The 25,449-nt window shown below is 74.6% G+C and carries 21 protein-coding genes; 5 read left to right on the top strand and 16 right to left on the bottom strand.

Annotated elements, in window-relative coordinates; all coding sequences use genetic code 11:
- Positions 1-133 precede the first annotated feature (133 nt).
- Positions 134-1,381 carry a phosphoribosylamine--glycine ligase gene (gene purD / locus ABT093_RS32215; RefSeq protein ID WP_350570401.1) on the bottom strand — a complete coding sequence of 416 codons (1,248 nt, stop codon included), beginning with the start codon at positions 1,379-1,381 and terminating at the stop codon, positions 134-136.
- A gap of 471 nt (positions 1,382-1,852) precedes the next feature.
- Between purD and ABT093_RS32210 the strand changes: the two genes are divergently transcribed.
- Complete coding sequence (locus ABT093_RS32210; protein WP_350570400.1) at positions 1,853-2,638, top strand: SLATT domain-containing protein; 786 nt, start codon at positions 1,853-1,855, stop codon at positions 2,636-2,638.
- Positions 2,639-2,695: 57 nt separating this feature from the next.
- On the opposite strand, the gene ABT093_RS32205 is transcribed toward ABT093_RS32210, so the two are convergent.
- The 3 genes from ABT093_RS32205 to ABT093_RS32195 form a co-directional block, all read right to left on the bottom strand.
- Positions 2,696-3,343 carry a putative DNA-mimic protein gene (locus ABT093_RS32205; protein WP_350570399.1) on the bottom strand — a complete coding sequence of 216 codons (648 nt, stop codon included), beginning with the start codon at positions 3,341-3,343 and terminating at the stop codon, positions 2,696-2,698.
- Positions 3,344-3,460: 117 nt separating this feature from the next.
- Positions 3,461-4,585, bottom strand: a complete 1,125-nt coding sequence (locus ABT093_RS32200; protein ID WP_350570397.1) for a GntR family transcriptional regulator — start codon at positions 4,583-4,585, stop codon at positions 3,461-3,463.
- A 209-nt stretch (positions 4,586-4,794) separates the two neighbouring features.
- Complete coding sequence (locus tag ABT093_RS32195; protein ID WP_350570395.1) at positions 4,795-5,592, bottom strand: carbon-nitrogen family hydrolase; 798 nt, start codon at positions 5,590-5,592, stop codon at positions 4,795-4,797.
- 174 nt (positions 5,593-5,766) lie between these two features.
- On the opposite strand from ABT093_RS32195, the gene ABT093_RS32190 reads away from it, so the two are divergent.
- Positions 5,767-6,588: a maleylpyruvate isomerase family mycothiol-dependent enzyme gene (locus ABT093_RS32190; protein ID WP_350570393.1), complete on the top strand. Its 822-nt coding sequence runs from the start codon at positions 5,767-5,769 to the stop codon at positions 6,586-6,588.
- 183 nt (positions 6,589-6,771) lie between these two features.
- Here ABT093_RS32190 and ABT093_RS32185 read toward each other — a convergent pair whose 3' ends face one another.
- Together ABT093_RS32185 and ABT093_RS32180 are read right to left on the bottom strand one after the other, a co-directional pair.
- Entirely contained in the window at positions 6,772-8,121 is a 1,350-nt protein-coding gene (locus tag ABT093_RS32185) for an MFS transporter (protein WP_350570391.1), read from the bottom strand.
- Between the two features lie 92 nt (positions 8,122-8,213).
- Entirely contained in the window at positions 8,214-9,449 is a 1,236-nt protein-coding gene (locus ABT093_RS32180; protein WP_350570390.1) for a M64 family metallopeptidase, read from the bottom strand.
- Positions 9,450-9,836: 387 nt separating this feature from the next.
- Here ABT093_RS32180 and ABT093_RS32175 point away from each other — a divergent pair, with 387 nt between their 5' ends.
- A complete protein-coding gene (locus ABT093_RS32175; RefSeq protein WP_350570389.1) occupies positions 9,837-10,865 on the top strand; it encodes an LPXTG cell wall anchor domain-containing protein in 1,029 nt (342 codons plus the stop codon).
- A 155-nt stretch (positions 10,866-11,020) separates the two neighbouring features.
- Here ABT093_RS32175 and ABT093_RS32170 read toward each other — a convergent pair whose 3' ends face one another.
- The 4 genes from ABT093_RS32170 to pdhA form a co-directional block, all read right to left on the bottom strand.
- A complete protein-coding gene (locus ABT093_RS32170; RefSeq protein WP_350570388.1) occupies positions 11,021-12,181 on the bottom strand; it encodes an alkaline phosphatase PhoX in 1,161 nt (386 codons plus the stop codon).
- A gap of 261 nt (positions 12,182-12,442) precedes the next feature.
- Positions 12,443-13,858, bottom strand: a complete 1,416-nt coding sequence (locus ABT093_RS32165; RefSeq protein ID WP_350570386.1) for a dihydrolipoamide acetyltransferase family protein — start codon at positions 13,856-13,858, stop codon at positions 12,443-12,445.
- A 15-nt stretch (positions 13,859-13,873) separates the two neighbouring features.
- Positions 13,874-14,848: an alpha-ketoacid dehydrogenase subunit beta gene (locus ABT093_RS32160; protein ID WP_502884368.1), complete on the bottom strand. Its 975-nt coding sequence runs from the start codon at positions 14,846-14,848 to the stop codon at positions 13,874-13,876.
- Positions 14,848-16,002, bottom strand: coding sequence for a pyruvate dehydrogenase (acetyl-transferring) E1 component subunit alpha (gene pdhA / locus ABT093_RS32155; protein ID WP_502884367.1), 1,155 nt, complete (start codon positions 16,000-16,002; stop codon positions 14,848-14,850). The genes ABT093_RS32160 and pdhA overlap by 1 nt, the downstream gene beginning before the upstream one ends.
- Before the next feature lie 379 nt (positions 16,003-16,381).
- Between pdhA and ABT093_RS32150 the strand changes: the two genes are divergently transcribed.
- Positions 16,382-17,044: a response regulator gene (locus tag ABT093_RS32150; RefSeq protein ID WP_350570383.1), complete on the top strand. Its 663-nt coding sequence runs from the start codon at positions 16,382-16,384 to the stop codon at positions 17,042-17,044.
- 61 nt (positions 17,045-17,105) lie between these two features.
- Positions 17,106-18,194: a phosphotransferase gene (locus tag ABT093_RS32145; RefSeq protein ID WP_350570382.1), complete on the top strand. Its 1,089-nt coding sequence runs from the start codon at positions 17,106-17,108 to the stop codon at positions 18,192-18,194.
- A gap of 9 nt (positions 18,195-18,203) precedes the next feature.
- Here ABT093_RS32145 and ABT093_RS32140 read toward each other — a convergent pair whose 3' ends face one another.
- The 6 genes from ABT093_RS32140 to ABT093_RS32115 form a co-directional block, all read right to left on the bottom strand.
- On the bottom strand, positions 18,204-20,024 hold the full coding sequence (locus ABT093_RS32140; protein ID WP_350570381.1) for a protein kinase domain-containing protein: 1,821 nt from the start codon (positions 20,022-20,024) through the stop codon (positions 18,204-18,206).
- Positions 20,025-20,134: 110 nt separating this feature from the next.
- Complete coding sequence (locus ABT093_RS32135) at positions 20,135-21,541, bottom strand: protein kinase domain-containing protein (protein ID WP_350570380.1); 1,407 nt, start codon at positions 21,539-21,541, stop codon at positions 20,135-20,137.
- Between the two features lie 306 nt (positions 21,542-21,847).
- On the bottom strand, positions 21,848-22,456 hold the full coding sequence (locus ABT093_RS32130; protein WP_502884366.1) for a bacterial proteasome activator family protein: 609 nt from the start codon (positions 22,454-22,456) through the stop codon (positions 21,848-21,850).
- Positions 22,457-22,658: 202 nt separating this feature from the next.
- Entirely contained in the window at positions 22,659-23,705 is a 1,047-nt protein-coding gene (locus tag ABT093_RS32125) for a hypothetical protein (protein WP_350570378.1), read from the bottom strand.
- 149 nt (positions 23,706-23,854) lie between these two features.
- Positions 23,855-24,832, bottom strand: a complete 978-nt coding sequence (locus tag ABT093_RS32120; protein WP_350570376.1) for an NAD(P)H-quinone oxidoreductase — start codon at positions 24,830-24,832, stop codon at positions 23,855-23,857.
- A gap of 52 nt (positions 24,833-24,884) precedes the next feature.
- Positions 24,885-25,448, bottom strand: coding sequence for a YbaK/EbsC family protein (locus tag ABT093_RS32115; RefSeq protein ID WP_350570374.1), 564 nt, complete (start codon positions 25,446-25,448; stop codon positions 24,885-24,887).
- Position 25,449: the final 1 nt, after the last annotated feature.

Genomic DNA, 25,449 nt, shown 5'->3' with positions numbered 1-25,449 from the left:
ATGGGGGTTGTCCGCGGGGCCCGCGGCGGTGCGCGGGGGGCACGGGGGCCGCACGGGGGCCGGCAACGCCCGGGCCCCCGGCGCGCGGATCGCTCGCCGGGGGCCCGGGGGTGGAACAGGGGGTGCGCGGCCGCTACTGCGCGGCCTTCAGCGCGATGTCGCCGCGGTGCTGGCCGCCCGGCAGCGAGATCCGCTCGACCGCCCGGTAGGCCCGCTCGCGCGCCTCGGCCAGCCCGGCCCCGGTCGCGGTGACCGACAGCACCCGGCCGCCGGCGCTCAGCACCCGGCCGTCCTCGGCCGCCTTCGTCCCGGCGTGCAGCACGTACGCGGTGCCGTCGGCGGCCTCCGCCTCGGCCAGGCCCTCGATCGGGTCGCCGGTGCGCGGCGAGGCCGGGTAGCCCTCGGCGGCGATCACCACGGTGACCGCGGCGCCCTCGTCCCAGCGCAGCGGCTCCAGCTGGTCCAGCGTGCCGGTCGCCGAGGCGTGCAGGACGCCGGCCAGCGGGGTGCGCAGCCGGGCCAGCACGACCTGGGTCTCCGGGTCGCCGAAGCGGGCGTTGAACTCGATCACCCGGGTGCCGCGCGAGGTCAGCGCCAGGCCCGCGTAGAGCAGGCCGGAGAACGGGGTGCCGCGGCGGCGCAGCTCGTCCACGGTCGGCTGCAGGACGCTCGCCAGGACCTCCTCGACCAGGCCCTCGGGAGCCCAGGGCAGCGGCGAGTAGGCACCCATGCCGCCGGTGTTGGGGCCCTGGTCGCCGTCCAGGGCGCGCTTGAAGTCCTGGGCCGGCTGGAGCGGCAGCACGGTGCTGCCGTCGGTGATCGCGAACAGCGAGACCTCGGGGCCGTCCAGGTACTCCTCGATCACCACCTGCCCGCAGGCGGCGGCGTGGGCCAGCGCCTCGTCGCGGTCGGAGGTGACCACGACGCCCTTGCCGGCGGCCAGGCCGTCGTCCTTGACCACGTACGGGGCGCCGAAGGCGTCCAGCGCCTCGGCGGCCTCGGCGGGGGTGGTGCAGACGTAGGAGCGGGCGGTGGGCACGCCGGCGGCGGCCATCACGTCCTTGGCGAACGCCTTGGAGCCCTCCAGCCGGGCGGCTTCGGCGGACGGGCCGAACACCGCGACGCCGGCCGCGCGCAGGGCGTCGGCGACGCCCGCGACCAGCGGGGCCTCCGGGCCGACCACGACCAGTTCGGCGCCGAGCCCGCGGGCGAGCGCGGTGACCTGCGCGCCGTCCAGCTGGTCGACCGGGTGGACCGTCGCCACCTGCGCGATCCCGGCGTTGCCCGGGGCACAGTGCAGCTCGGTCACGGCAGGATCTTGGGACAGAGAGCGGCACAGGGCGTGTTCGCGGGCGCCGCCGCCGATGACGAGGACCTTCACGCTGCGCAAGGGTAGCCGGTGGCCGGTTCCGGCCGCTCTCCGGTCCCGTAGGAAGAGACGGTCACGCCCGTCCGGCACCCGGAGGGCCTCGGAGGATCCTCCAGCTCCGGAGGCCGGTGATCATCGCGCGGTGCCCGGGTCAGGACAGCGGGTCACCGAAGCCTCGCTCGGACGGGTGAAATTCCGCCGACCGCCGCAACCCTCTCACCTCGGGATCCGGTGGCCGAATCCGGTAACGATCATTGGCGAAGCGCCCACACGGTAAGCCATTTGGCGGTAAGAAGTGCTGTTGGACCACTACCGGCGACCGCCGGTGACGCCACCCCGGGGCACCAGCGACACGCTCCGGACCGGCGGTGTGGCCACCGCGTTGCCCCTCGTTCCACGGGCCGTCAGGCCGGTGAAACGTCGGTCCGCGCAGAGTCGGAACCAGCCAGACCAGCAGTCCGCCCGCCACAGGGAGCCCCACAGGTGAGCCAGCCGGAAATGCAGCCCGAGGAGAGTGCCTGGGGCAAGGAGATCGGCGAGGAGGACCCGCCCGCCACGACCGTGGCGCGCCGCGCCTCGACCCGCCGCCGGTCCGATCTGAGCACCCGCCAGTTCCCCCTGGGGGACTGGGGCGAGCCCGCCGAACGCCTGGAGGAGCTGTACCGCTGGTCCGAGGAGCGGGCGGTCGAGGCCATCGAGTGGTACCGCCGGGACCGGGTCTGGAAGCGCCGCTGGGCCCGGCTGCTGCGGTTCGGCTCGGCCGGCTTCGCGATCGGCGGGGTCACCGCCCCGCTGGTCGACCTCACCGGCACCGTCGAGCACGCCACCAGCTGGGGCTACGTCGGCCTGGCGCTGGCCGCCGCCTGCTACGGCGCGGACCGGGTGTTCGGCCTGACCTCCGGCTGGATGCGCGACGTCTCCACCGGGCAGGCGCTGCAGCGCCGCCTGGAGGCGTTCCAGTTCGACTGGGCCTCGGAGTGCGTCCGGGAGGTGCTCGGCCCCACCGAGGGCACCGCGGGCGAGGCCGCCGAGCGGTGCCTCGGGGTGCTGCGGCGGTTCTGCGAGGACGTCTCGGACATGGTCCGCACCGAGACCTCGGAGTGGATGCTGGAGTTCCGGGCCGGGATGACCCGGCTGCCCACCCAGGCCGCCGGCAGCTGGGGCGGCCGCACCGAGCCGGGCATCGGCGCCCAGGTGCGGGTGCTGCCGCCGCCGGGGACCAGGCCCACCATGCCGCGCCAGCGGCCGCCGGAGGGGCCGCTGCGGTAGTCCGGGCGTGACGGCCGCCCCGGGGCCCGTGCGGGTCCCGGGAGGGCTGTCCCGGGGTCAGGCGAAGACGATCATCGAGCCCTGGTGCAGGCTCCGGGTCGCCGCCGCGTACAGACCCGCCCAGGCGTGCCGCTCCCGGGCGAACGGGTGCAGGTCGTCCAGCGGCGGGCCGAACGGCTGCTCCAGGCCGGTCGGGCCGAGCGGCCTGGTCGGCGCCGGCGGGTCGAGCGGGTCGATGTCCAGCGCCGGGGCGACCGCCTGCAGCTCGCGCAGCAGCCCGTGGCTGGAGCCGAGCGGACCGCCCGAGGCGAGCAGCGACTCCTCCACCAGCGGGGCGGCGAACTCGACCGGCACGTACGCGCCGGCGTGGTCGAAGTGCCAGACCAGGTGCGACTGCTCGGCGCTGCTCTCGAACATCTCCAGCAGCTGCTCGTAGTCGCCGCCGAGCGCGTCCACCGGCGTGATGTCCAGGCCGGTCAGGCCCAGCAGGTAGGCCCGGCGCAGGAAGTGCAGCGAGTCGTAGTCGAACGCGGCTATCGGCTCGACCGCCCCGCTGAGCCCCGGCACGAAGCCGTAGACCGGCATCTCGGGCAGGCCGCGGGAGGCCAGCACCTGGTTGTAGAGCGCGAGGTCGTCCCGGAAGGGGTTGTCGGGGCTGTGGCTCAGCACGTCCACCAGCGGGACGAGCCAGAGGTCGCAGGCCATGGCCGGCTCTTCCTCTCCGGACGCGGGAAACCGGCCGCGCGGCGGCGGACGGCGGATGGGCGGGTCGGTCCCCGGACGGCCGGTACGAGCGGCGGCCGGGACGGACGACCGCCCACCCTACCGGCCCGGCGAGCGGTACGGATCGGGCCGTCCCCCGGGCAGTTGGTCCGGCGGCGGCTCGGACGGCCGGCGGCCGAACCGCTTGTACGGCACCGCGCGCGGCTGCGGCACCAGTCCGAGCCCCAGACCCAGTTCGCGGCCCAGCTCCCGGCCGAGCTCGCGCTCCCCGCCCCGGGCGCCGCCGGCCGCCGGGCGGCCCGGTTCCGCGGGTCGGGCGGGCTCCCCCGGGCGGGACGCCCCGGCGGCGCCGGGCCCGGTGCCCGCCCCGGTCCTCCCCGGCTCCGCGTCCCCCGGGGTGTCGGGCGACGGGGTGTCGGGCGACGGGGCGTCGGACGGCCGGGTGCCGGACGACGGCGCGGCCGGGGCGTCCTGACCGCCCGGGGCGGCGGACGCCCGGCCGGTCAGCAGCGGCAGCACCCCGACCGACTCCACCGACTCTCCGGCCAGTTCGGCCAGCAGCCCGACGGTGAAGAGGTTGTACTCGCAGACGATCCCGTGCGCGCGCACCGCGTCACCCGCCGCGATCGCGTCCACCAGGTCCAGATGGCCGTCCCAGCAGACCCCGCCCAGCTGCGGCATGGTCCGCAGGTACCGCGCGGCGAACATCCAGGACTGCACCCGCAGCCAGTCCAGGTACTCGGCGATCCGGCGGTTGCCCAGCAGGCCGCCGACCTCCTGCCAGAACCGGCGGTCGCAGCCCACCATCACGTCCAGGTTCCCGGCCCGGGCCGCCCGCACCGCCGCGTCCGCCCGGCGGCGCAGCGAGGTCAGCCGGCTCTCGTCCGCCCGGCCGGGGTCGGCGGACAGCCGGCGGAAGTAGCTGTCGGTGATCAGCACCCGGGACTCGAAGATCTCCCGGAAGTCGTCCCAGCCGAACTCGGGAACGGTGAAGCCGCGGTGGTGCTCGGCCCGGAGCAGCCCCTGCGCGGAGAGGTCGACCAGCGCCTCGCGGGCCGGGGTCGCCGAGACCCCGTACAGCTCGGCGATCTCCTTGACGGTGAAGTTCCGCCCGGCGGCCAGCCGGCCGGCCATCATCTCCTCGCGCAGCGCACCGGCGATCTGCTCGCGCAGGCTGTTGCGCTGGATCACCGGACGGGAGTCGCCCGCGTCGGTGCCGAACATGCGCGCGACCTCCTCGGGCGGGCTGGACGGCCTGAGGGGAACAGACCGGTGACTACGGACGGGTAACACGACGAGGGCTCATCTTCTCAAAAGGGACACCGACGTGCACAAGCCCCCCGTACGCCCCGGCGCGCCCCCACGGGCGCGACCGGCGCGGCGGGGCGGTCCCGGGCCGGCACGGCGGGCCCGTCAGCGCTGCACCGGCGCCGTCAGCGCTGTACCGGCGCCGGGATGCCGAGCAGCCGGTCCCGGTGCACCGGGAACTCGGCGCGCGCCTTCGCCACCTCCGCCGGATCGAACTCCACGGTCAGCACCTGCTCCCCCGCCCCCGCCTCGGCCAGCACCCGGCCCCACGGATCCACCGCGATGCTGTGGCCCGCCTGCTCGACCCCGCCGTGCGTCCCCGCCGTGTTGCAGGCCAGCACGTACGCCTGCTCCTCCACCGCGCGCGCCCTGGCCAGCAGCGTCCAGTGCTCCCGCCGCCGCTCCGGCCAGGCCGCCGGCACCACCAGCACCTGCGCGCCGGCGTCCAGCAGCGCCCGGAACAGCTCCGGGAACCGCAGGTCGTAGCAGGTCGCCAGGCCCAGCGTGCCGACGTCGGTGGCCGCCGTGACGATCTCCTGACCGGCGCCCATCACCACCGCCTCGCCGCTGTCGAAGCCGAAGCGGTGGATCTTGCGGTAGGTGTGCACCAGCTCGCCGTCCGGCGCGAACAGCAAGGAGGTGTTGTAGATCGGCCCGTCCGGGTCCCGCTCGACCACCGAGCCGGCGTGCAGCCAGACCCCCGCCGCCCTGGCGGCGGCCGCCATCGCGTCCGAGGTCGGCCCGTCCAGTGCCTCCGCGCCGTCCGACCAGAGGTCGTAGGCGAAACCGCCGAGCGGCCACAGTTCCGGCAGCACGACCAGGTCGGATCCCCGCTGGGCCCGCACCAGCGCGGCCGCGCGGGCCCGCCGCTCGGCCGGGGGCTCGGCGTCGGAGACCGCGAGTTGGATCAATGAAGCGCGCACAGTACCACCGTCCACGGCAAGAGTCCTACGATCGTCACCCGAAAGCACTGCCCTGCTCTCACCCGGCAGCGTAACGTGCGGTTAGCGTGTGTGCCCGGAAGCCGGACTTCCCGGCCGATCCAGGACCCCGCGGGCACGCGTGGCAAGGCAGCTGACGGAGGGCCGGAGATTCCCGTGACGGACAACCAGACCGTGCAGGCTTACACCGAGGCGTGGACGCAGTCCATCGAGGCGATATCCGAGCTGGTGGCTCCCCTGCCCGAGGGCTCCTGGAACCGGGCCACCGAGTGCCCCGGCTGGTCGGTCCGCGACATCGTCTCGCACGTGATCGCGGTCGAGTCCGAGCTGCTCGGCGACCCCCGTCCGATCCACTCCCTCCCGCGCGACCTGCACCACGTCACCACCGAGGCGGCCCGCTACCTCGAACTGCCCGTCGACAAGCGCCGCTGCCACACCGCGCTGGAGATGACCAGCGAGCTGGAGTACACGATCATCCGCCGCTCGCGCGCGCTGCGGAACGCCAAGCAGATGCCCAACGAGCCGGTCCGCCGGCCGGCCGGCCCGCAGAGCGGCGACATCCCGTACCACGAGCTGCTGCGGCTGCGCGCCTTCGACGTCTGGGTGCACGAGCAGGACCTGCGCCGTGCCCTCGGCGTCCCCGGCAACCTCGACTCCCCCGCGGCGCTGGTCACCCGCGACGTCCTGCTGCAGGGGCTGCCGAAGGCCGTCGCCCGGCAGGCCGGCGCCCCGGCCGGCACCGCGCTGGTCGTCGACGTCACCGGCCCCGTCGAGTTCCTGCGCACCGTTCGCGTCGACTCCGCCGGGCGCGGCACCGTCGACGAGTCCATCAGCCTCGCCCCCGACGTCCAGCTCACCCTCGACTGGGAGACCTACGTCCGCCTCGCCTGCGGCCGCGGCCGCCCGGGCCCGGTGACCGTCGAGGGCGACAAGGAGCTGGCCGACCGCGTCCTGGCCAACTTCTCCGTCACCCCGTAGCCCCGCCCCTCACCCGCCCGGCGTACACACACCGTGCACGCCGGGCGGGCGCGCCTCGCGCTCCCGTACGTCACGTGCCGGCGCCGTCAAGGTCCTCGACTCGCGCCGGCGCCGAACCGTCGACCCGCGGTCGGTCACCCTCGCCCGTAGCAAGGGTGACGACGCTTCCGCAGGTCGGAAGCCCTACGCCGATACCGCCGCGAGCTTCTTCCGCAGCCGCAGGATCATCAGGGTGCCCACGGCCAGCGGCACGTACTGCCAGCAGAACGCCCAGCGGAAGGCGCTCGCCGTGTAGGTGTCGGCGGCGCCCGGGGTGAGGGTGTCCAGGAGGACGCCGATGCCGAAGAGCGTGATCATCGTGCCGATGAAGCCGCCCATGTTGACGATGCCGGAGGCGGTGCCGAGGCGTTCGACGGGGTTGCGGGCGCGGGCGTAGTCGAGGCCGACGAGCGAGGCGGGGCCGTTGCTGCCCATCACCAGGACGACCGCGACCAGCAGCCAGAGCGGCGGGTGGCCGCCGGGCCAGGCGAGCGCCACCGCCCAGAGCAGCGCGGTGGCGCCGATGACGGTGAGCACGATGGGCATCCGGGCCCGGGCGGTGCGGGACAGGACGCGGCCGAAGAGGAAGCCGAAGCTCATGTTGGAGAGCACCAGCAGGGTGAGCAGCCCGCCCGCCGCGGCGCGGGTCATGCCCTGGGCCTCGACGAGGTAGGGCAGGCCCCAGAGCAGGCCGAAGGCGTTGCCCGGGAACTGGGTGGTGAAGTGGATCCAGAGCCCCAGCCGGGTGCCCGGCTCCCGCCAGGTCTCCCGGACCTGCCGCCCGATGCCGGGCCGGGGCTGCGCGGCGGTCGGCAGAGCCCCGGCGGGCCCGTCCGGCGCCTCCTGGAGGAAGAGCGCGACGAGCGCGAAGACGGCGACCCCGAGCAGGGCGATGGCGGTGAAGGTGGGCGTCCAGCCCTCGCTGTGCAGGGCCTGGGCGAGGACGACGGTGGTGACCAGGTTGCCGCTCATCCCGGCCAGGCCGGTCAGCTGGGCGACCAGCGGGTTCTTGGCGGCGGGGAACCAGCGGGCGGCGATCCGCAGCACGCTGATGAAGGTCATCGCGTCACCGCAGCCGAGCACGGCCCGGGAGGCGAGCGCCGGGCCGAAGGAACCGGAGAAGGCGAAGGCGAGCTGGCCGGCGCTGAGCAGGACGACGCCGAACAGCAGCACCCGGCGCGGGCCGAACCGGTCGACCAGCAGGCCGACGGGTATCTGCATGGCCGCGTAGACGAGGACCTGGAGGATCGAGAAGGTGGAGAGCGCGGAGGCACCGATGCCGAAGCGGTCGGCGGCGTCCAGGCCGGCGACGCCGAGGCTGGTGCGGTGGATGACGGCCAGGACGTAGACGCTGACGCCGATGGACCAGGCGAGCCAGGCGGCCCGTCCACCCGGTGGGTGGTGGACGGCGGTGGGACCGGCCGTGGGGCCGGCGTCGGCACGGGGAGCGGGGACGGACAGGGGGCGGGCTGAACTGGCGGGCTCCACGGTCATAGTGGCCCCAGATTAGTCATCCCATCATTGGATGCCCAGGGCGGGGTGCCCGGGACGGATACGAACCATCCGGTCCGCCCCGGGGCACCGGCTCAGCCGACCAGCGTCCAGGAGACCGAGCGCGTCATGTAGTGGTCCCGGAAGGCCTCGTCGCGGACCCAGTCCGTGGTGTCCCGGACGGTCGCCGTGACGGTCGCGCTGCGCCCGGGCGCCAGCGGCAGCCCCGTGGTGTCCAGCCAGCTGCGGTCCGCCGCGTGCGGCTCGACCGGGACGCCGTCCACCGTCCAGTCCACCCGCAGCTGCCGGGCGCCGGCCAGCGGGAGCGGCCGGACCTCCAGCCGGGGCCGTCCGGTGACGTCGCCGGGCGGCGGCGAGGGGTTGTCGGTGGGCCTGACGCGCCGGTAGATCTCCTCGATGATCGCCTCCCGCGAGGGCAGGTTGTACGCCCCGCCGAGGGTGCGCATCACCGAGTCCGGGGTGGGCCGGTAGATGCCGTTGGCGCTGCGGTAGGCCCCGATCGTCCCGGCGCCGTCCGGGGACTCCGCGCCCAGCCAGCGCCACCACTTGGTCTGCTTGCGGCGCATCTCCTCGGCGTTGTCGGTGGCGAGGTTGGGGTAGTCGGCGTCGTCCGGCGCGCTGTCGTACTCGTCGCCGAGGTCCCCGACGGTGTGCCCTATCTCGTGCTGGATGATCCGCCCCGCGTCCGGGCTGCCGCCGGCCAGGGTGGTCACCCCGGTGCCGCCGGCGCCGCCGTACTCGGTGGAGTTGGCGAGCGCGATGAGGTACTGCGGCCCCTCGCCGTTGCCGGCGAGGCGGGCGGTCGCCTCCTCGTCGGCGCAGAGCAGCCGGGCGGTGCCCTCGCACCAGAAGTGCATGCCGAGCGGGGTGGCGGGGCGCCGGCCGCGGTTCTCGGTCTCGGCGATGCCGGAGACCGCGGAGACCACCTCGACGCGCCTTATGTTGAAGAACCCCTGGTAGCTGCGGAACGGCTCGATGTCCATCAGCGAGCGCCAGGCCCGGTCCGCCTGCTCGCGGAACAGGTCCTGCTCCCCGGTGGTGTAGCCGTCGCCGAGCAGGACCAGGGTGATCCGGTTGGCCGGGTCCCCGGTCCGCCTTATGTCGACGGTCGGCGCCCCGCCGGCGGCGGGCAGGTCGGCGCTGCGCACCGCGGTGTGCGGCGGCACCGCGCGGTCGGCGGGAGCGCCGGGCCCGATCACCCCGAACGGCGGGGGCCCGGCCAGTTCCAGCGCGGCCGGGAGCACGGCGGTGGACACCAGCACGAGTGCGGCCAGACTCCGGACGATCCGGCCAGGGTTGCCAGGCGGCATACGGGTGCGTCCTCGACGTTTCCGGTCACCCGGCGTCGCCCGGGTGGTGGACGCGAAGACGTACCCGGCCCGGCGTGTCGTCCTCACCGAATGACGAAAAGATCACCGGTCTGGACGAACCACAAGAATCTCACCAGTCATACCGATCAGTCTGATCATGTGAACGATGGGGGCCATCCGCGGCGCCAGGGCCACCGAAAAGTCTCCCGAAAAAACTCCGGACCCGACGCAACCCTTCGGGGGCGATCGCTGTCTGTACGTACGAAGGAAGCGGGAAGCCGGATCGGCCGAGCCGGGGGGCGCGAACTGCTCGACAGGAGCAGGCCGATCACCTTCACCCCACACCATTCGCACCAGCATCAGGCCCAGGGGGGTCCCATCATGCGCATGTCCGTTATGCCCGGGTTCGCGAAGAGCTCCGGCACCTCTGCCACCACCCGTCGCCGCCGGATCGCCACCGTCGCCGCCACCGTCGTCCTCGCGGGCTCCGTCCAGCTGCTGACCGCCGAGTCCTCCTGGGCCTGCGCCGGGGACAACGCCAAGGTCCCGGCGTCGAGCACCACCAAGGCGGCCCCGACGGCGGCTCCCGAGGCGGCACCGAAGGCGGACGCCGCCGACCGTTCGAGCGTCTCGATCGGCTTCTTCATGACCCCCGACCTGGCCGTCAAGGCCGGCGGGCCCAAGGTCGAGTTCGGCGCCGAGATCGGCAACCACAGCGGGGCGCCGATGCGCAACGTGGTGCCCTCCCTCGCGCTCTCCGCCGGCTTCGCCGGTGACGCCGAGGGTGGTGTCCGGTACCTGGCCAGCAAGTACCTGACCGTCGAGTACCGCTTCACCGGGGGATGGCAGAAGCTCTCCCTGAGGCACGGCTGCGACCCGACGCTCTTCGCCGCCCCGGCCAAGGGGGTGCCGGTCGCCACCGACCGGGTCGAGCACGTCACCTTCCGCGTCGGCCTCGCCGCGGACGCCCCCGCCGGCCTCCGCACCCTCCACGCCGGTCTCGCCGCCACTGCTGAGAACGGGAAGCGCAGCGAGTGGGTGTCCCGGAACATCGCCGTCACGGTGCCGAAGCCCTCGAAGCCCGCCCCCGACAAGTCCGCCACCCCGAAGCCCACGCCCACCAAGCCCGCCGCCACCGCCCCGGCCAAGCCCGCCGCCGCGAAGCCCACCGCCACCGCCCCGGCCAAGCCGGCGAACCCGGCCGGCGACAGGACCGCGGCCGCCCCGACCGCCCCCGCCACCCCGGAGAGCAAGCCCGCCGCCGCGCCCGCCACCAGCGCGCCCGCCGGTACCCCGGAGCTCGCGCAGACCGGCGCCGGTACCCCCAACGGCCTGCTCGCCGGCCTGGCCGCCGGCCTCGCCGCGCTCGGCGCCGGCCTGGTCGTCGCCGTGCGCCGCGTGCGCGCCCAGGGCTGAGACCCCGGAACGCCGGAGGCACAGCATGCCGATGAACCCGGAGAGGACCGTCGCCGACGACGACACCGCCTGGTCCTGAGCTCCGCCGGGACCACTGGAACGAAGGGGCCCGGCCCGCGCACCGCGGTGCGCGGGCCGGGCCTCCTTCCCGCCGGTCAGCGGCGGAACGGACCGGTGACCTCGTAGGTGATGCCGCCGGAGGAGCTGCCGCTGGTGCCGCGCTGGCTGGAGAAGTAGAGGCGGGTGCCGTCGGGGGAGAACGCCGGACCGGTGATCTCCGAGGAGGACTGGCCGGTGATCCGCAGGAAGGGCGCGACGACGTCGTCCGGCGTGATGACGCAGATCTCCATGTTGCCGCCGTCCTCGGCGACGTACAGGTCGCCGAAGGTGGAGCCGGTGACGTTGTCCACACCGGTCAGCGGCGCGGTGCCGGGGCTGACCAGCGAGTCGTCGTAGGCCAGCTCGTAGGTGCCGGCGGCCAGGTTGACCTGCCAGACCCGGTTGTCGCCCTTGGTGGTGAACCAGACCGTGTCGTTGGCGTAGTGGCAGCCCTCGCCGCCGTTGAAGCGCTTCGCGCCGCTGACCTGGTTGCGGGTGGTGGTCGGGGCGCCGTCGGGGTCGGGAACGGTGGCCCAGGTGAAGGTGCCGGAGGTGGCGGTGCCGGCCTTGAGGACCTGCAGGGTGCCGGCGGACAGGTTGCCCCAGGTGGCCGGGACGAACCGGTAGAAGCAGCCGTCGGTCTCGTCCTCGGTCAGGTAGACCACCCGGCGGACCGGGTCGGCGGCGGCCGCCTCGTGCTTGAACCTGCCCAGCGCGTCACGGCGGACGGCGGCGTTCACGCCGAACGGGTCGGTCTCGTGGACGTAGCCGAGGCTGACCTCCTCGCAGGACAGCCAGGTGTTCCACGGGGTGGCACCGCCCGCGCAGTTCTGCCGGGTGCCGGACAGGATCCGGTACGCGCCGGTGACCGTGCCCGAGGAGTTGAACCGCAGGGCGCTCGCACCGCCGGAGGGATTGATCTCCGAGTTCGAGACGTAGATCCAGCCCGCCCCGTCGGCGAAACAGGCACCGCCGTCGGGCGCGCTGTGCCAGGCGTACGAGGTGCCCGTGACCGCCTGGCCGGAGCGGGCGACGACCCGGCTGGTGAAGCCGGAGGGGAGCTGGATGCCGTTGGCGTCGGCGGCGCCGAGCGCCCCGTACGGGCCGGGCCCGTTCTGCGCCGGGGCCGCGTAGGCGGCGCCGTGCGTCAGGGTGCCGACGAAGGCCGCGGCCGAGGCACCGGCGACGGCGCCGCGCAGGAAGGTACGTCGTTCCATGCTGACTCCCGGGGGGAAGCGTATGGTCCGCCGTCCGGTCGGACGGCGGGGACGCGCGCCCGAAGGCTAGGGAGCGGGGGTGGCCGTACCGGCAACGAGCGGTGAACGGCTCGCCCGTCCCCCGGGAACAGCGCTGTTCACCGTTCACCGACGATGCGGCCACGCAGGGTCACCGGAAGAGGCGGCGTGGACACGGCAGGGCCCGCCCCGCCGGACGTACCGGCGGGGCGGGCCCCGTGCGCGCGTCGGACCGGCCGGGGATCAGCCCCAGGTGATCAGCCGCTTCGGGTGCTCCAGGATGCCCGCGATGTCGGCCAGCACCTTGGAACCCAGCTCGCCGTCGACCAGCCGGTGGTCGAAGGACAGGGCCAGCGTGGTGACCTGACGCGGGACGACCTTGCCCTTGTGCACCCACGGCAGCTCCCGGACCGCCCCGAAGGCGAGGATGGCCGCCTCGCCGGGGTTGAGGATCGGGGTGCCGCTGTCGACGCCGAAGACGCCGACGTTGGTGATCGTGACCGTGCCGCCCTGCATGTCGCCGGGCGCCGTCTTCCCCTGGCGCGCGGTGTCGATCAGCTCACCGAGCGAGACCGCCAGGCCGGAGAGGGTCTTCGCGCCCGCGTCCTTGATGTTGGGGACGATCAGGCCGCGCGGGGTGGCCGCGGCGATGCCGAGGTTCACCTGGCCCTTGATGACGATCTCCTGGGCCGCCTCGTCCCACTGGGCGTTGATCTCCGGGTTGCGCTTGATCGCGGTGAGCAGCGCCTTGGCGACCAGCAGCAGCGGGCTGACCCGGACGTCCCGGCCCAGCTCGCCGCTCTCCTTGAGGCGGCGGACGAACTTCATCGTCCGGGTGACGTCGACCTGGACGAACTCGGTGACGTGCGGGGCGGTGAAGGCCGAGGCCACCATCGCCTGCGCGGTCGCCTTGCGGACGCCCTTGATCGGCACCCGGACGTCGCCCGCGCCGGGGACGGCCACCGGGGCGGCGGCCGGCTCGGCGGCCTGCTCGACCACCAGGGCCGGAGCCGGGACGGCGACGGCCGCCGCGTGGGCGTGCAGGTCCTCGCGGGTGATCACGCCGTCCGGGCCGGTCGGGGTGACGGCCCGCAGGTCGATCCCGAGGTCCTTGGCCAGCTTGCGCACCGGCGGCTTGGCCAGCGGCCGGTCACCGGTCACCGCGACGGCCGGGGCCGGGGCCGCGACCGGTGCGGGGGCCGGAGCCGGAGCGGGCGCCGCGGCCGGGACAGCGACGGGCGCCGGCGCGGCGGCGGTGGTGCGGCGGGCCCGGCGCTGGCTGCCGCCGGTCCGCGGACCGTAGCCGACCAGCACCTCGCGCCGCTCGGGCTCGGCGGCCTCCGCGGCAGCGGCGGCGGCGGGCGCCGGGGCGGCGGCCGGGGCCGCGGGCGCCGGCGCCTCGCCGGCCACCGCGACCGAGATGATCACGGTGCCGACGTCGACCGTCGCGCCCTCCGCGAAGAACAGCTGCTCGACGACCCCGGTGAACGGGATCGGCAGCTCCACGGCGGCCTTGGCGGTCTCCACCTCGCAGACGACCTGGCCGTCGGTGACGGTGTCACCGGGCTTGACGTACCAGCTGAGGATCTCGGCCTCGGTGAGGCCCTCGCCCACATCGGGCATCTTGAACTCGCGGAGCGAGCGAACTTCGGTGGTCATCAGCGCTCCCCGGGATCAGTACGCGAAGGCGCGGTCGACGGCGTCGAGCACGCGGTCCAGGTCGGGGAGGAAGGCCTCCTCGACCCGGGACGGCGGGTACGGCGCGTAGTAGCCGCCGACCCGCAGGACCGGCGCCTCCAGGTGGTAGAAGCAGCGCTCGGTGAGCCGGGCGGCCAGCTCGGCGCCCATGCCCAGGAACACCGGTGCCTCGTGCACCACGATGGCGCGCCCGGTCCGCTTGACCGACCCCTCCAGGGCGGCGAAGTCGACCGGGGTGAGCGAGCGCAGGTCGACGACCTCCAGCCGGCGGCCGTCCTCCTCGGCGGCCGCGGCGGCCTCCAGGCAGACCTTGACCATCGGGCCGTAGGCGATCAGCGTGGCGTCGGCGCCGGGGCGCACGATCCGCGCGTCGTGCAGGCCCAGGTCGGCGGCGGCGCCGACCTCGCCCTTGTCCCAGTAGCGGCGCTTGGGCTCCAGGAAGATCACCGGGTCGTCCGACGCGATGGCCTGGCGCAGCATCCAGTGCGCGTCGTGCGCGCTGGACGGGCTGACCACCCGCAGACCCGCGGTGTGCGCGAAGTACGCCTCGTGCGACTCGCTGTGGTGCTCGACGGCTCCGATGCCACCCGCGTAGGGGATGCGGATGGTGACCGGGAGCTTGACGTGGCCGAGCGCCCGGGCGTGCATCTTGGCCAGCTGGGAGACGATCTGGTCGAAGGCCGGGTAGACGAAGCCGTCGAACTGGATCTCCACGACCGGGCGGTAGCCGCGCAGCGCGAGGCCGATCGCGGTGCCGACGATGCCGGACTCGGCGAGCGGGGTGTCGATCACCCGGTCCTCGCCGAAGTCCTTCTGCAGGCCGTCGGTGATCCGGAAGACGCCGCCGAGCTTGCCGATGTCCTCGCCCATCAGGACGGTCTTCGGGTCGCTCTCCAGCGACTTGCGCAGCGCGTCGTTGAGCGCCTTGGCGATGCTGAGCTGACCGGCCATCAGAGGTTCTCCCCCGCCTCGAAGGAGGCCGCGTACTCGACGTACCCGGCCCGTTCCTCATCGACCAGCGCGTGCGGCTCGGCGTAGACGTGGTCGAAGATCAGGGTGGGGTCCGGGTCCGGCATGCCGCGCACGCCCTCGCGCACCCGCAGCCCGAGCTGCTCGCTCTCGGCGTCGATCGAGGCGAAGAACGCCTCGTCGGCCAGGCCCTCCTTCTCCAGGAGGGCGCGGAGCCGGGCGATCGGGTCCTTGGCCTTCCAGGCCTCGGTCTCCTCGGCGAGCCGGTAGCGGGTCGGGTCGTCGGAGGTGGTGTGCGCGCCCATCCGGTAGGTGAACGCCTCGATCAGCACCGGGCCGTTGCCGCTGCGGGCGTGCTCCAGGGCCCAGCGGGTCACCGCGAGGCAGGCCAGCACGTCGTTGCCGTCGACCCGCACGCCCGGGAAGCCGAAGCCGGAGGCGCGGCGGTACAGCGGGATCCGGGTCTGGGTGGTGGTGGGCTCGGAGATCGCCCACTGGTTGTTCTGGCAGAAGAACACCACCGGCGCGTTGTAGACCGAGGCGAAGGTGAAGGCCTCGTTGACGTCGCCCTGGCTGGAGGCGCCGTCGCCGAAGTACGCGATCACCGCGTCGTCGGCGCCGTCCTTGGTGATGCCCATCGCGTAGCCGGTGGCGTGCAGGGCCTGCGCGCCGATCACGATGGTGTAGAGGTGGAAGTTCTTCTCGTTCGGGTCCCAGCCGCCGTGGTTCACGCCGCGGAACATGCCGAGCAGGTTCAGCGGGTCGACGTCGCGGCACCAGGCGACGCCGTGCTCGCGGTAGGTCGGGAAGGCGTAGTCGCCGGGACGCAGCGCGCGGCCGGAGCCGACCTGGGCCGCCTCCTGGCCGAGCAGCGAGGCCCACAGGCCCAGCTCGCCCTGGCGCTGCAGGGAGGTCGCCTCCGCGTCGAACCGGCGCACCAGCACCAGGTCACGGTAGAGGGCCCGAAGCTCGTCCGGCTCCACGGTGAGCGGGAAGTCCGGGTGCTCGACCCGCTCGCCTTCCGGGGTGAGCAGCTGTACGAGCTCCGGCTGGGCGTCCTTACCCTTGGCGCGGAGGGTGCCAGGGACGCCGGGGGCCGCCTTCTTGCGGGCCCTCGCCGTGCTTTTGACGGTCACGTTCACTCCTCGGTCTGTCCGGCCGCCCGGGGTCGCCGGTGACCGGTCCGGTCACCGCCTCGCGGGGCGCGCGTGGGTGTGCGCTCCCATCCGCGGGGCAGGTGGTGCTCCTTTTCCGACGGCGCCCTCACGAGAACGTTACCCAGCGTCCGCCCCTCGCGCGTCTGCGCTAGGACGTCCTACTTGTTCGGGCTCTACAAACGCACGTGTGGCGCAGCTCTCAATTCGGTCGCCTTCAGGACACCTGCGCACGTTATCCGGGCGAAGGCTCCGGCGTAAGGGGGTTACCGGCATCGGTTTCGACCGCTCTGGCCGGATAGCGACCCCGGTCCGGTGCGGGCAAGAGGTCTTTCGTAGGGTGATATGGGAGGCTTTGCGCGTGACTGATAAGGGACAAATCAGGGTATTCCTTCTCGACGACCACGAAGTGGTCCGCAGGGGCGTTCACGAACTCCTCTCGGTCGAGGACGACATCGACGTGGTCGGCGAGGCCGGCACCGCCGCCGAGGCGCTGACCCGGATCCCCGCCGTCCACCCCGACGTCGCCGTCCTGGACGTCCGGCTGCCGGACGGCAACGGGGTCGAGGTCTGCCGGGAGATCCGCTCCCGGCTGCCGGAGATCAAGTGCCTGATGCTGACCTCGTTCTCGGACGACGAGGCACTGTTCGACTCGATCATGGCCGGTGCCTCGGGCTACGTGCTGAAGGCGATCCGCGGCACCGACCTGATCACCGCCGTCCGGGACGTCGCGGCCGGCCGCTCGCTGCTCGACCCGGTCGCCACCAGCCGGGTGCTGGCCCGGCTGCGGGACGGCGGCGAGAAGGAGGACGAACGGCTCGCCCAGCTCACCAAGCAGGAGCGCCGCATCCTGGACCTGATCGGCGAAGGGATGACCAATCGTCAGATCGGCAACGAGCTGCACCTCGCCGAAAAGACGGTGAAGAACTACGTCTCCAGTCTGCTCGCGAAGATGGGAATGGAGCGGCGGACGCAGGCGGCCGCCTTCGTGGCCCGGCACCAGGCGGACCACCAGCACGGATAGGCCGATGCACACAATTGACGACCTGTCAAGGACCCCCGCCGAGAGGTCCTAACCTCTGGCTGTGACTTTCAGCCAGACCCTCGCCCTCGCACCAGCCCGCCCCGACCTCGCCGCTCCCCCGATAGGAACCCTCAGCCCGCCCGTCCCGCACGCCGCGCTCGCCGAGGTCCTGCGCCGCTACCGGGTGGGCCGCCTGCTCACCGCCGAACCCGTCGCCGAAGGCCTGCTGAACCGCGGCTACCGGGTCGCCACCGAAGCCGGCGAGTACTTCCTGAAGTGCTACGTCGACGCCGCGACCGCCGGCCGGGAGGCCGTCGCCGCCCACCACCGCGCGATGGGCGCGCTGGCCGCCCTGGACCTGCCCGTCGCTCCCCCGCTGGCCCTCTCCGGACGGACCTCGACGATCGCCGCGTTCGGCGGCCGGCTGTTCGCGCTCTTCCCCTGGGTGGACGGCCGGCACCGGCACGGCACCGAGCTGGCGCTGCCGCAGTGTGCCGGGCTGGGCGCGCTGCTCGGCCGGCTGCACGGCGCACTCGACGAGGTCTGCGCTCCCGTCGCACAACCCTCCGGCTACCGCAGCGCCGACCCGCTGGACAGCTCCGCGCTCGCCCGCGAGCTGCGCAGCCGGGCCCGCGAGCACCAGCCGCACGGCGAGCTGGACGCCCTGGTCGAGCGCCGGCTGACCGAACGGCTGGAGCTGCTCGCCGAGCACGCCCACCGCCGACCCCTCCCGCAGGCCGCCCCGCCCACCGGCTGGACCCACGGCGACTTCCACGGGCTCAACCTGCTGCACCGGGACGGGCGGATCACGGCCGTCCTGGACTGGGACAAGCTCGGACCGCAGCCGCGCGCCGAGGAGGCCGTCCGCGCGGCCACCCTGCTCTTCAACGACCGCGTCACCGGGGTGCTGGACCTCGTCCGGGTCCGGCACTGGTCGCAGTCCTACCGGGCCACCGGCGCCGCCACCGCCGAGCACCTGGCCGCCGCGGCGCACCGGGTCTGGTGGGAGCGGCTGAACGACTTCTGGATGCTCCAGTGGCGCTACCAGCGGGCCGACCACCGGGCCGACCCGCTCTACCCCGCCTCGGCGGGCCAGTTGGCGTGGTGGTGCCAGGAGTACGAGCAGGTCCTGGACGCCTTCGCCAACTGACCCGGCGGGTCAGGGCGTCGGTGTACCGCCGGCCGCCGGCTGCGTCGGCTTCGTGGTGGCTCCGCCCCCGCCCGCCGCCGGCGGCGTCGTGCCGCCGCCCCCGCCCGCCGGGGGCGGGTTGGTCGCCGGCGCCGTGGCCGGGGGCGTCGTCGCTCCGCCGCCCGTCCCCGTGGTCGGGGTGCCGGTCGACGGGGCGGTACCGGTCCCGGTCGCCGGCGCGGACGGCGTGGCCGACTTGCTGCCGGACATCGTCGGCGTGGCCGTCGGGCTCGGGGTGTTGTGCTTGCCGGTCTGCTGGCTCGGCTGCTGGCTCTGGTTGCCGCCGCCGTTGTTGTTGTTCCCGTTGTCGGTCGGCTGCTGCGGGCGCCGGGTGTTCTGGCCGGTCTGCGGGCTCTGGGTCGCCGTCGAACCGGAGCTGGGCGTGGTGGCCTCGGGGGCCGTCGACACCACCCCGGCGGACGGGCTGGTACCGCCCGGCTTCCCGTCCGTGCCGTCGTCGTTGCCGCTGAGCGCCATGCCGATGCCGACGCCGGCCGCGACCACCACCGCCGCGATGCCGGCCACCAGGCGCCACGGCCCGCGCCGGGCACCGCCGCCGTGGCCGCCGCCGGAGTCGCCGTCGCCGCCGTACGACCCACCGACCGCCGGGTAGGGCGCGGACGGCGTGCGCGGGCCGCCCGGCCCCCCGTACGGCAACACCGCGGTCGGGTCGCCCGGGACACCGGCCCCGAGCACCGCCGTCTCGTCCGTGCCGACCGCCGGCAGCGCGCCGCTGCCCCCGTACGCCCCGCCGACCCCGGCCGCGGCGCCGATGGCCCAGCCGCCGGTGCCGCCGGTCAGCTCGCGCAGCGCGTGCTCGATGTGGGCGCGGAACTCGTCGGCGTCCTGGAAGCGGTCGTCCGGGTTCTTGGCCAGCGAGCGCAGCACCAGCGGGTCCAGCCCGGCCGGCACCCGCGGATTGGCCTGCGAGGGCGGCACCGGCTGGTCCTGGACGTGCTGGTAGACCACCGACAGCGGGGTGTCGCCGGTGAACGGCGGGCGCAGCGTCAGCAGTTCGTACAGCATGCAGCCGGCCGCGTACAGGTCGGAGCGGTGGTCGACCGGCTTGCCGAGCGCCTGCTCCGGCGAGAGGTACTGCGGGGTGCCCATGACCATGCCGGTCTGGGTCATCGTCGAGGCCGTGCCGGTCAGTGCCCGGGCGATGCCGAAGTCCATCACCTTGACCGCGCCGTTGGTCGTGATGATCACGTTGGCCGGCTTGATGTCGCGGTGCACGATGCCGTGCCGGTGGCTGTAGGACAGCGCCTCCAGCACCCCGGCGATGATGATCAGCGCCTGGTCGACCGGCGGCGCCGTCTCGTCCACCAGCAGCTCGCGGACGGTCTTGCCCTCCACCAGCTCCATCACGATGTACGGCGTCGACTCCTCGCCGACGTACTCCTCGCCGGTGTCGTACACCGAGACGATCGCGTGGTGGTTGAGCGCCGCGACGGCGTGCGCCTCCCTGGTGAAGCGCAGGCGGGCGATCTCGTCCTGCGCCAGCTCACCGCGGAGCAGCTTCACCGCGACCGTCCGGCCGAGCCGGACGTCCTGGGCGGCCAGCACCTCGGCCATGCCGCCCCGGCCCAGCCGGTGGGTCAGCCGGTAGCGGCCGTCGCCGACGGTGCCCAGCGGGGCGGCGGTGCCCCGGCCCGGCGTCTGCGGGCCGCCGTACGGCGGGAGCGCGGTCGTGGCGGCGTCGCTACCGGGCTCGGGCGTCCTCGGGGCCCCGCCGGCCGGACCGGTCGCCCAGGCCCCGTCGTCGTCGTCCGGATGCTGCGTCTGTGCCATCGCTCCTCGCCCCGGGCCTTCGCTCGGATCGCGGTGCCCTGTCGCTCGTATCCCCGAACGCTACCGCCTCCGGCCGACGCCTGTAGCACGCGCGATCCGGACGGAACGCGTCAGAGCAGGCCATTCCGGTCGGCCGGACCGTCCAGGCGCAGCACGGTGGCGGTCGGCCCCGAGACCCGCGAGCCGGAACTCGAGCCGGAGCCCGAATCCCGCTCGGCCCGGTTGACCACGATCGCGATGATGATGACCGCCAGCACGATCACGCCGACGATGATGCCGATGATCACCAGCGCGGTCGAGCAGCCGCCGCTGTTCGACGCCGGGGCCGGCTGGAACGGCGGCGCCGGCATCGGGTGCGGCGGCGGGGTGTGGGCCTGCGGAGCCCCCTGCTGGTGGAGGAACTGCGGCTGCGGGGTGTGCGGCTGCTGGAACGCCGGCGGAGGCGTCTGGTACGGCTGCGGCGCGGCGAACGGCTGCGGGGTCTGCGGCTGCTGGAACGCCGGCGACGGGGTCTGGAACGGCTGCGGCTGCGGGAACGGCGTCGGCGTCCGCGGGGCCTGCGGCGCCGCGTGCACCGAGCGCGGCCCGTCGGTGATCACCAGCGGGTTGCTGGCCGCCAGCGGGCTGCCGCCGCCCTTGCCCGCGTCCATCAGCCGCTCCGCCTCCTCGCGCATCGCCGCCGCGCTCGGGAAGCGGTGCGCCGGGTCCTTGCGCAGCGCCCTGGCCACGAACTCGTCGACCGCCGGGCTGAGCCGCGGGTTGAGCGTGGACGGCGCCGGCGGCTCCTCCTGGACGTGCTTGTACGCGATCGAGAAGGCCGAGTCGCCGTCGAAGACCAGCTGGCCGGTGAGCATCTCGAAGAGCATCACGCCGACCGAGTACAGGTCGGAGCGGGCGTCCACCGGCTTGCCGAGCGCCTGCTCGGGCGAGAGGTACTGCGGGGTGCCGACCACCATGCCGGTCTGGGTCATCGAGGTGACCCCGCTCTCCAGCGCGCGGGCGATGCCGAAGTCCATGACCTTGACGTTGCCCTTGCGGTCGAACATGACGTTGCCGGGCTTGATGTCGCGGTGCACCAGGCCCATGTCGTGCGAGGCCTCCAGCGCGTTCAGCACGCCGATGGTGACCTGCAGCGCCTCCTCGACCGCGATCGCGCCCTGCTGGGCGACCGCCTCGTTGATGGCGTCCCGCAGGCCCTTGCCGTCGACCAGCTGCATGACGATGTACGGGGTGCTGGAGCCGTCCGGGGCGATGTCCTCGCCGCTGTCGTACACCGTGACGATGTTGGGGTGCTCCAGCCGGGCCACCGCCTGCGCCTCGCGGCGGAACCGCTCCTTGAACGAGTCGTCCCGGCCCAGCTCGGCGTGCATGCTCTTCAGCGCGACCTGGCGGTCCAGCACGCTGTCGTACGCGAGGTGGACCGAGGCCATGCCGCCCTCGCCCAGCACCCGCTGCAGCACGTACCGCCCGTTGCCCAGGGAGTAGCCCTCGACCGCCGCGTTGCCGTGCTCGCTCATGGTCCTCTGCTCCCCCTCGGCGCGGCCCTGCCGCCGCGACCGTGACGTTCGGTCTCGTCCGTGCGTTGTCCGGGCCCGGCCCGCTGGCCCGCCCGACCCCTGTCGCGGTGCTCGCCCGGCCTGCGACAGGGGCTCAGGGTATCGGCTCGCGCCGACACCGACCGGCCCAGGGCCGACACTGTGTCCGGGTCGCGACCGGGTACCGGCCGGTCGCGCGTACGGCCCCGGGACGCCGTGCCGTGCCCGGGGCCCCGCGGCCCGGCGGGGCCGTGGCGGTACGGGTACGGCCTACGCGTAGGTACGGCCTTACAGGTACGGGCCGGAACGGATGCCGCGGCCCTCGCCCGGCTCGTCGCCCTCCGGCTCCGCGCCGTGCAGGCCCGGCGGCAGCGCCCGCCGCATCTGCTCCAGCTGCGCCCGGGCCGCCATCTGCTGGGCGAACAGCGCGGTCTGGATGCCGTGGAACAGGCCCTCCAGCCAGCCCACCAGCTGCGCCTGGGCGATCCGCAGCTCCGCCTCGGTCGGGATCGAGTCCTCGGTGAACGGCAGCGAAAGCCGCTCCAGCTCGGCGACCAGCTCGGGCGCCAGGCCGAGCTCCAGCTCCTTGATCGAGCTGGCGTGGATGTCCTTCAGCCGGGCCCGGCTGGCCTCGTCGAGGGGAGCCGCCCGGACCTCCTCCAGCAGCTGCTTGATCATGCTGCCGATCCGCATGACCTTGGCCGGCTGCTCGACCATCTCGGTCACCGGCAGTTCACGCGGGCCGTCCCCCTCGTCGTCCCCGGCCATGCCGACCATCCCCTGGCCCACCGGCAGCCCGTCCGGTCCGACGATCAGCACCTTCTGGCCGTCCTGCGACTGCCCGCCCATGGCCTGGTGGAACTCGTGCGACGAGCGCTCGTTCATCGGATTCGTCATGAACCACATTCTCCCTCACTGGGGTTGCCGGAGTGGAGGCCCCCGGCCACCCGGGCAACGACGCTACGCCCCGGGCACGCGGGCCGGTATCCGTACGGATACTCAGTCCGCCCGGGTACCGGGGCTCGGCTTCGTGCGGCCCGGGGCGCTCCCGCCGGCAGGGCGCTCCGGGCGGCGGGACGCTCCGGGCGGCGGCGCGCGGTCAGCCGCGCCGCAACCGCAGGCCGATCAGGCCCAGCCCGCAGCCGATCAGACCGAGCCCGGCGCCGAGCGGGAACTGGCGGGTGGAGGCGTCGTCCCACCGGGTGGGCAGCACCACCGGGCCGGCCACCACGGTCTGCGCCCCGGGGCCGAGCGCCAGCGTCGCGCTCCCGGCGCCGTCGGAGGGCTCGGCCGGGGCCTCGGCGCCGGCCGTCCCCGAGGGGGCCGCGGCGGGGTCCGGCGCGCTCTCGACGGGCTGCTCCGGGGTCTGCCCGGCGGCGTGCCCGGGGCCGCGCCCGGTGCGTTCCGGCGCCGAGGCGGGGTGGTGCCGCAGCCGGCGCTGCTCCCACTCGGCCCGGGGGAGGCCGGGGCGCAGGTGCCCGGTCCGCTGCCACCCGGGCGTCCCGGCCGACACCACGGCGGTCGCGGGGGCGGTCACGGACTTCTCGGCGGCCTCGGGCGCCGCCGCCGGCGCCGAGGACTCCCCGGCGGCGGGCTCCGGCACGGCGGGCTCCGGGACGACCGGCTCCGTGGCAAACGGCTCCGGGACGGCGGACGCCGCCGGGGAGGCCGGGGCCGGGGCCGCCGTCGCGGACGCCGCCGCAGTCCCGGTCACGGTCGGGGACGAGGCGACGGACGGCGCGGACGGGGCCGCCGGGGACGGCGGGGACGCCGGGGACGCCGGGGACGCCGGGGACGCCGGGGACGCCGGGGACGCCGGGGACGGCGGGGACGGCGGGGACGGCGGGGCGGACGGCCCGGCCGTCGGTCCCGGGGAGACCACCGGGACCGGCACGACGCCGGTGGCCCCGGTCGGACCGGTCGGCACGGCCACCGCCGCCGGGCCGAGGGCCAGCGGCACGGCGAGGCCGAGCACGGCCGCCACCAGCAGCCGCCGGGCACGCCGCTCGGCGCGGCGGCCGCCCAGGAGACGGGTGACCGGGCGGATACCCGCCCGGCCCCGGACGCACCCGGGGAACCGCCGGGACGGGGACGGCAGTGGTGCTGCGGGCAGTGGCCCGAGGAACGCGGACGAAGGTGCGGGCACGGTCGAGGTCCTTCCGCGACGGCCGACCGCGCGGGGCGGGGTCGGCGGCGGGACAGCTCCCGTCCAGACTCACACAGCCCGGCATTCCGGGCATGTCGGACGGCCCGGACCGGCGGAAGGCAGGCCCCCGCCGGCTCCGGGCGGGGCCGTCACGCCCGCAGCACCACCTTGCCGACCTGCCCGCCGGCCTCCAGGACCCGGTGCGCCTCGGCGGCCTCGGTCAGCGGCAGCACCCGGTCGACCACCGGCTTCACCACCCCGGAGGCGACCAGCGGCCAGACGTGCTCGCGCACCGCCGCCACGATCGCCGCCTTCTCGGCCAGCGGCCGCCCGCGCAGATTGGTCGCGATCACCGCGCCGCGCTTGCGCAGCAGCGTGTTGAGGTTCAGCTCGCCGTTCACCCCGCCCTGCAGCCCGATGATCACCAGCCGCCCGTTGACGGCCAGCGCGTCCACGTTCCGCTGCAGGTACTTGGCGCCCATGATGTCGAGGACCACGTCCGCCCCGGCGCCGCCGGTGGCCTCCCGGAGCACCTCGACGAAGTCCTGCGCGCGGTAGTCGATCAGCACGTCGGCCCCCAGCTCCGCACAGCGGGCCAGCTTCTCCGGCCCGCCCGCCGTCACCGCCACCCGGGCGCCGACCGCCTTGGCCAGCTGGATCGCCATCGTCCCGATGCCGCTGGCACCGCCGTGCACCAGCACCGTCTCGCCCGGCCGCAGGTGCGCGGTCAGGAAGACGTTGGACCACACCGTGCAGACCACCTCGGGCAGCGCGGCGGCCTGCTCCAGGGTCAGCCCGTCCGGCACCGGCAGCAGCTGGCCGACCGGCACCGCGACCCGCTGCGCGTAGCCGCCGCCCACCAGCAGCGCGCAGACCTCGTCGCCGACCGCCCAGCCGGACACCCCGGGGCCGAGCGCGGCGATCCGGCCCGCGCACTCCAGGCCCGGGTAGCGGGGGCTGCCGGGCGGCGGGTCGTAGAAACCCTGCCGCTGGAGCAGGTCGGCGCGGTTGACGGCGGTGGCCGCCACCTCGACCAGGACCTCGCCCTCCCCGGGCACCGGGTCCGGCACCTCCGCCCAGACCAGTGCCTCGGGCCCGCCGGGTTCAGGAATCGTCATCGCATGCATGGGCCCGACGCTACTGCGCGCCGGCGGCCCGGCGGTCGGGCGACCCGCGCCGTCAGCCGGCCAGGTCGTCGAGCGGCACGGCGCCGGGCAGCGCGGCCACCGCCGCGCCCGGCAGGATCAGCTTGCCGCGCCGCCGCCCGCTGCCCACCAGGACGAACGGGGCCGCCGCCACCGCCGCGTCGACCAGCAGCGGCCAGTCGGCCGGCAGGCCGATCGGGGTGATGCCGCCGTACTCCATGCCGGTCGCCTCGACGGCGGTGTCCATCGGCGCGAACGAGGCCTTGCGGGCCTCCAGGTGCTTGCGGACCGTCCGGTTGACGTCGACCCGGGTGGTCGCCAGCGCCAGGCAGGCGGCCAGGGTGGTCTCCCCGCCGCGCTTGGCGGCGACCACCACGCAGTTCGCCGAGGCGTCGAGCGGCACGCCGTAGGTCTCGCAGAAGACGGCGGTGTCGGCCTTCTCCGGATCGGTCTCGACGTACAGCACGGACCGGGCGGCCTCCCGGTCGTCCCAGTTCTTCAGCGCGTCGGCCACCGGGGCGGCCAGCCGGTCCACCACCTCCAGCGCGGGGGCGGAGAAGTCGAACGTGCCGAACGGGAGCTGCGGTTGACCGGTCATG

The organism is Kitasatospora sp. NPDC002551, from assembly GCF_040296005.1.
Taxonomy (GTDB): Bacteria; Actinomycetota; Actinomycetes; order Streptomycetales; family Streptomycetaceae; genus Kitasatospora.
Note: the sequence above shows the minus strand (reverse complement) of the source record. Positions and strands in the feature narration are given on the sequence as shown.

What these genes read in the sequence shown, in the direction of transcription:
- ABT093_RS32135 (WP_350570380.1), bottom strand. Translation starts at nt 21,541, where the DNA reads ATGAGCGAGCACGGCAACGCGGCGGTCGAGGGCTACTCCCTGGGCAAC.
- ABT093_RS32180 (WP_350570390.1), bottom strand. Translation starts at nt 9,449, where the DNA reads ATGCCGCCTGGCAACCCTGGCCGGATCGTCCGGAGTCTGGCCGCACTC.
- ABT093_RS32130 (WP_502884366.1), bottom strand. Translation starts at nt 22,456, where the DNA reads ATGACGAATCCGATGAACGAGCGCTCGTCGCACGAGTTCCACCAGGCC.
- ABT093_RS32165 (WP_350570386.1), bottom strand. Translation starts at nt 13,858, where the DNA reads ATGACCACCGAAGTTCGCTCGCTCCGCGAGTTCAAGATGCCCGATGTG.
- ABT093_RS32175 (WP_350570389.1), top strand. Translation starts at nt 9,837, where the DNA reads ATGTCCGTTATGCCCGGGTTCGCGAAGAGCTCCGGCACCTCTGCCACC.
- ABT093_RS32185 (WP_350570391.1), bottom strand. Translation starts at nt 8,121, where the DNA reads ATGACCGTGGAGCCCGCCAGTTCAGCCCGCCCCCTGTCCGTCCCCGCT.
- ABT093_RS32140 (WP_350570381.1), bottom strand. Translation starts at nt 20,024, where the DNA reads ATGGCACAGACGCAGCATCCGGACGACGACGACGGGGCCTGGGCGACC.
- ABT093_RS32120 (WP_350570376.1), bottom strand. Translation starts at nt 24,832, where the DNA reads ATGCATGCGATGACGATTCCTGAACCCGGCGGGCCCGAGGCACTGGTC.
- ABT093_RS32170 (WP_350570388.1), bottom strand. Translation starts at nt 12,181, where the DNA reads ATGGAACGACGTACCTTCCTGCGCGGCGCCGTCGCCGGTGCCTCGGCC.
- ABT093_RS32160 (WP_502884368.1), bottom strand. Translation starts at nt 14,848, where the DNA reads ATGGCCGGTCAGCTCAGCATCGCCAAGGCGCTCAACGACGCGCTGCGC.
- ABT093_RS32205 (WP_350570399.1), bottom strand. Translation starts at nt 3,343, where the DNA reads ATGGCCTGCGACCTCTGGCTCGTCCCGCTGGTGGACGTGCTGAGCCAC.
- ABT093_RS32115 (WP_350570374.1), bottom strand. Translation starts at nt 25,448, where the DNA reads ATGACCGGTCAACCGCAGCTCCCGTTCGGCACGTTCGACTTCTCCGCC.
- ABT093_RS32200 (WP_350570397.1), bottom strand. Translation starts at nt 4,585, where the DNA reads ATGTTCGGCACCGACGCGGGCGACTCCCGTCCGGTGATCCAGCGCAAC.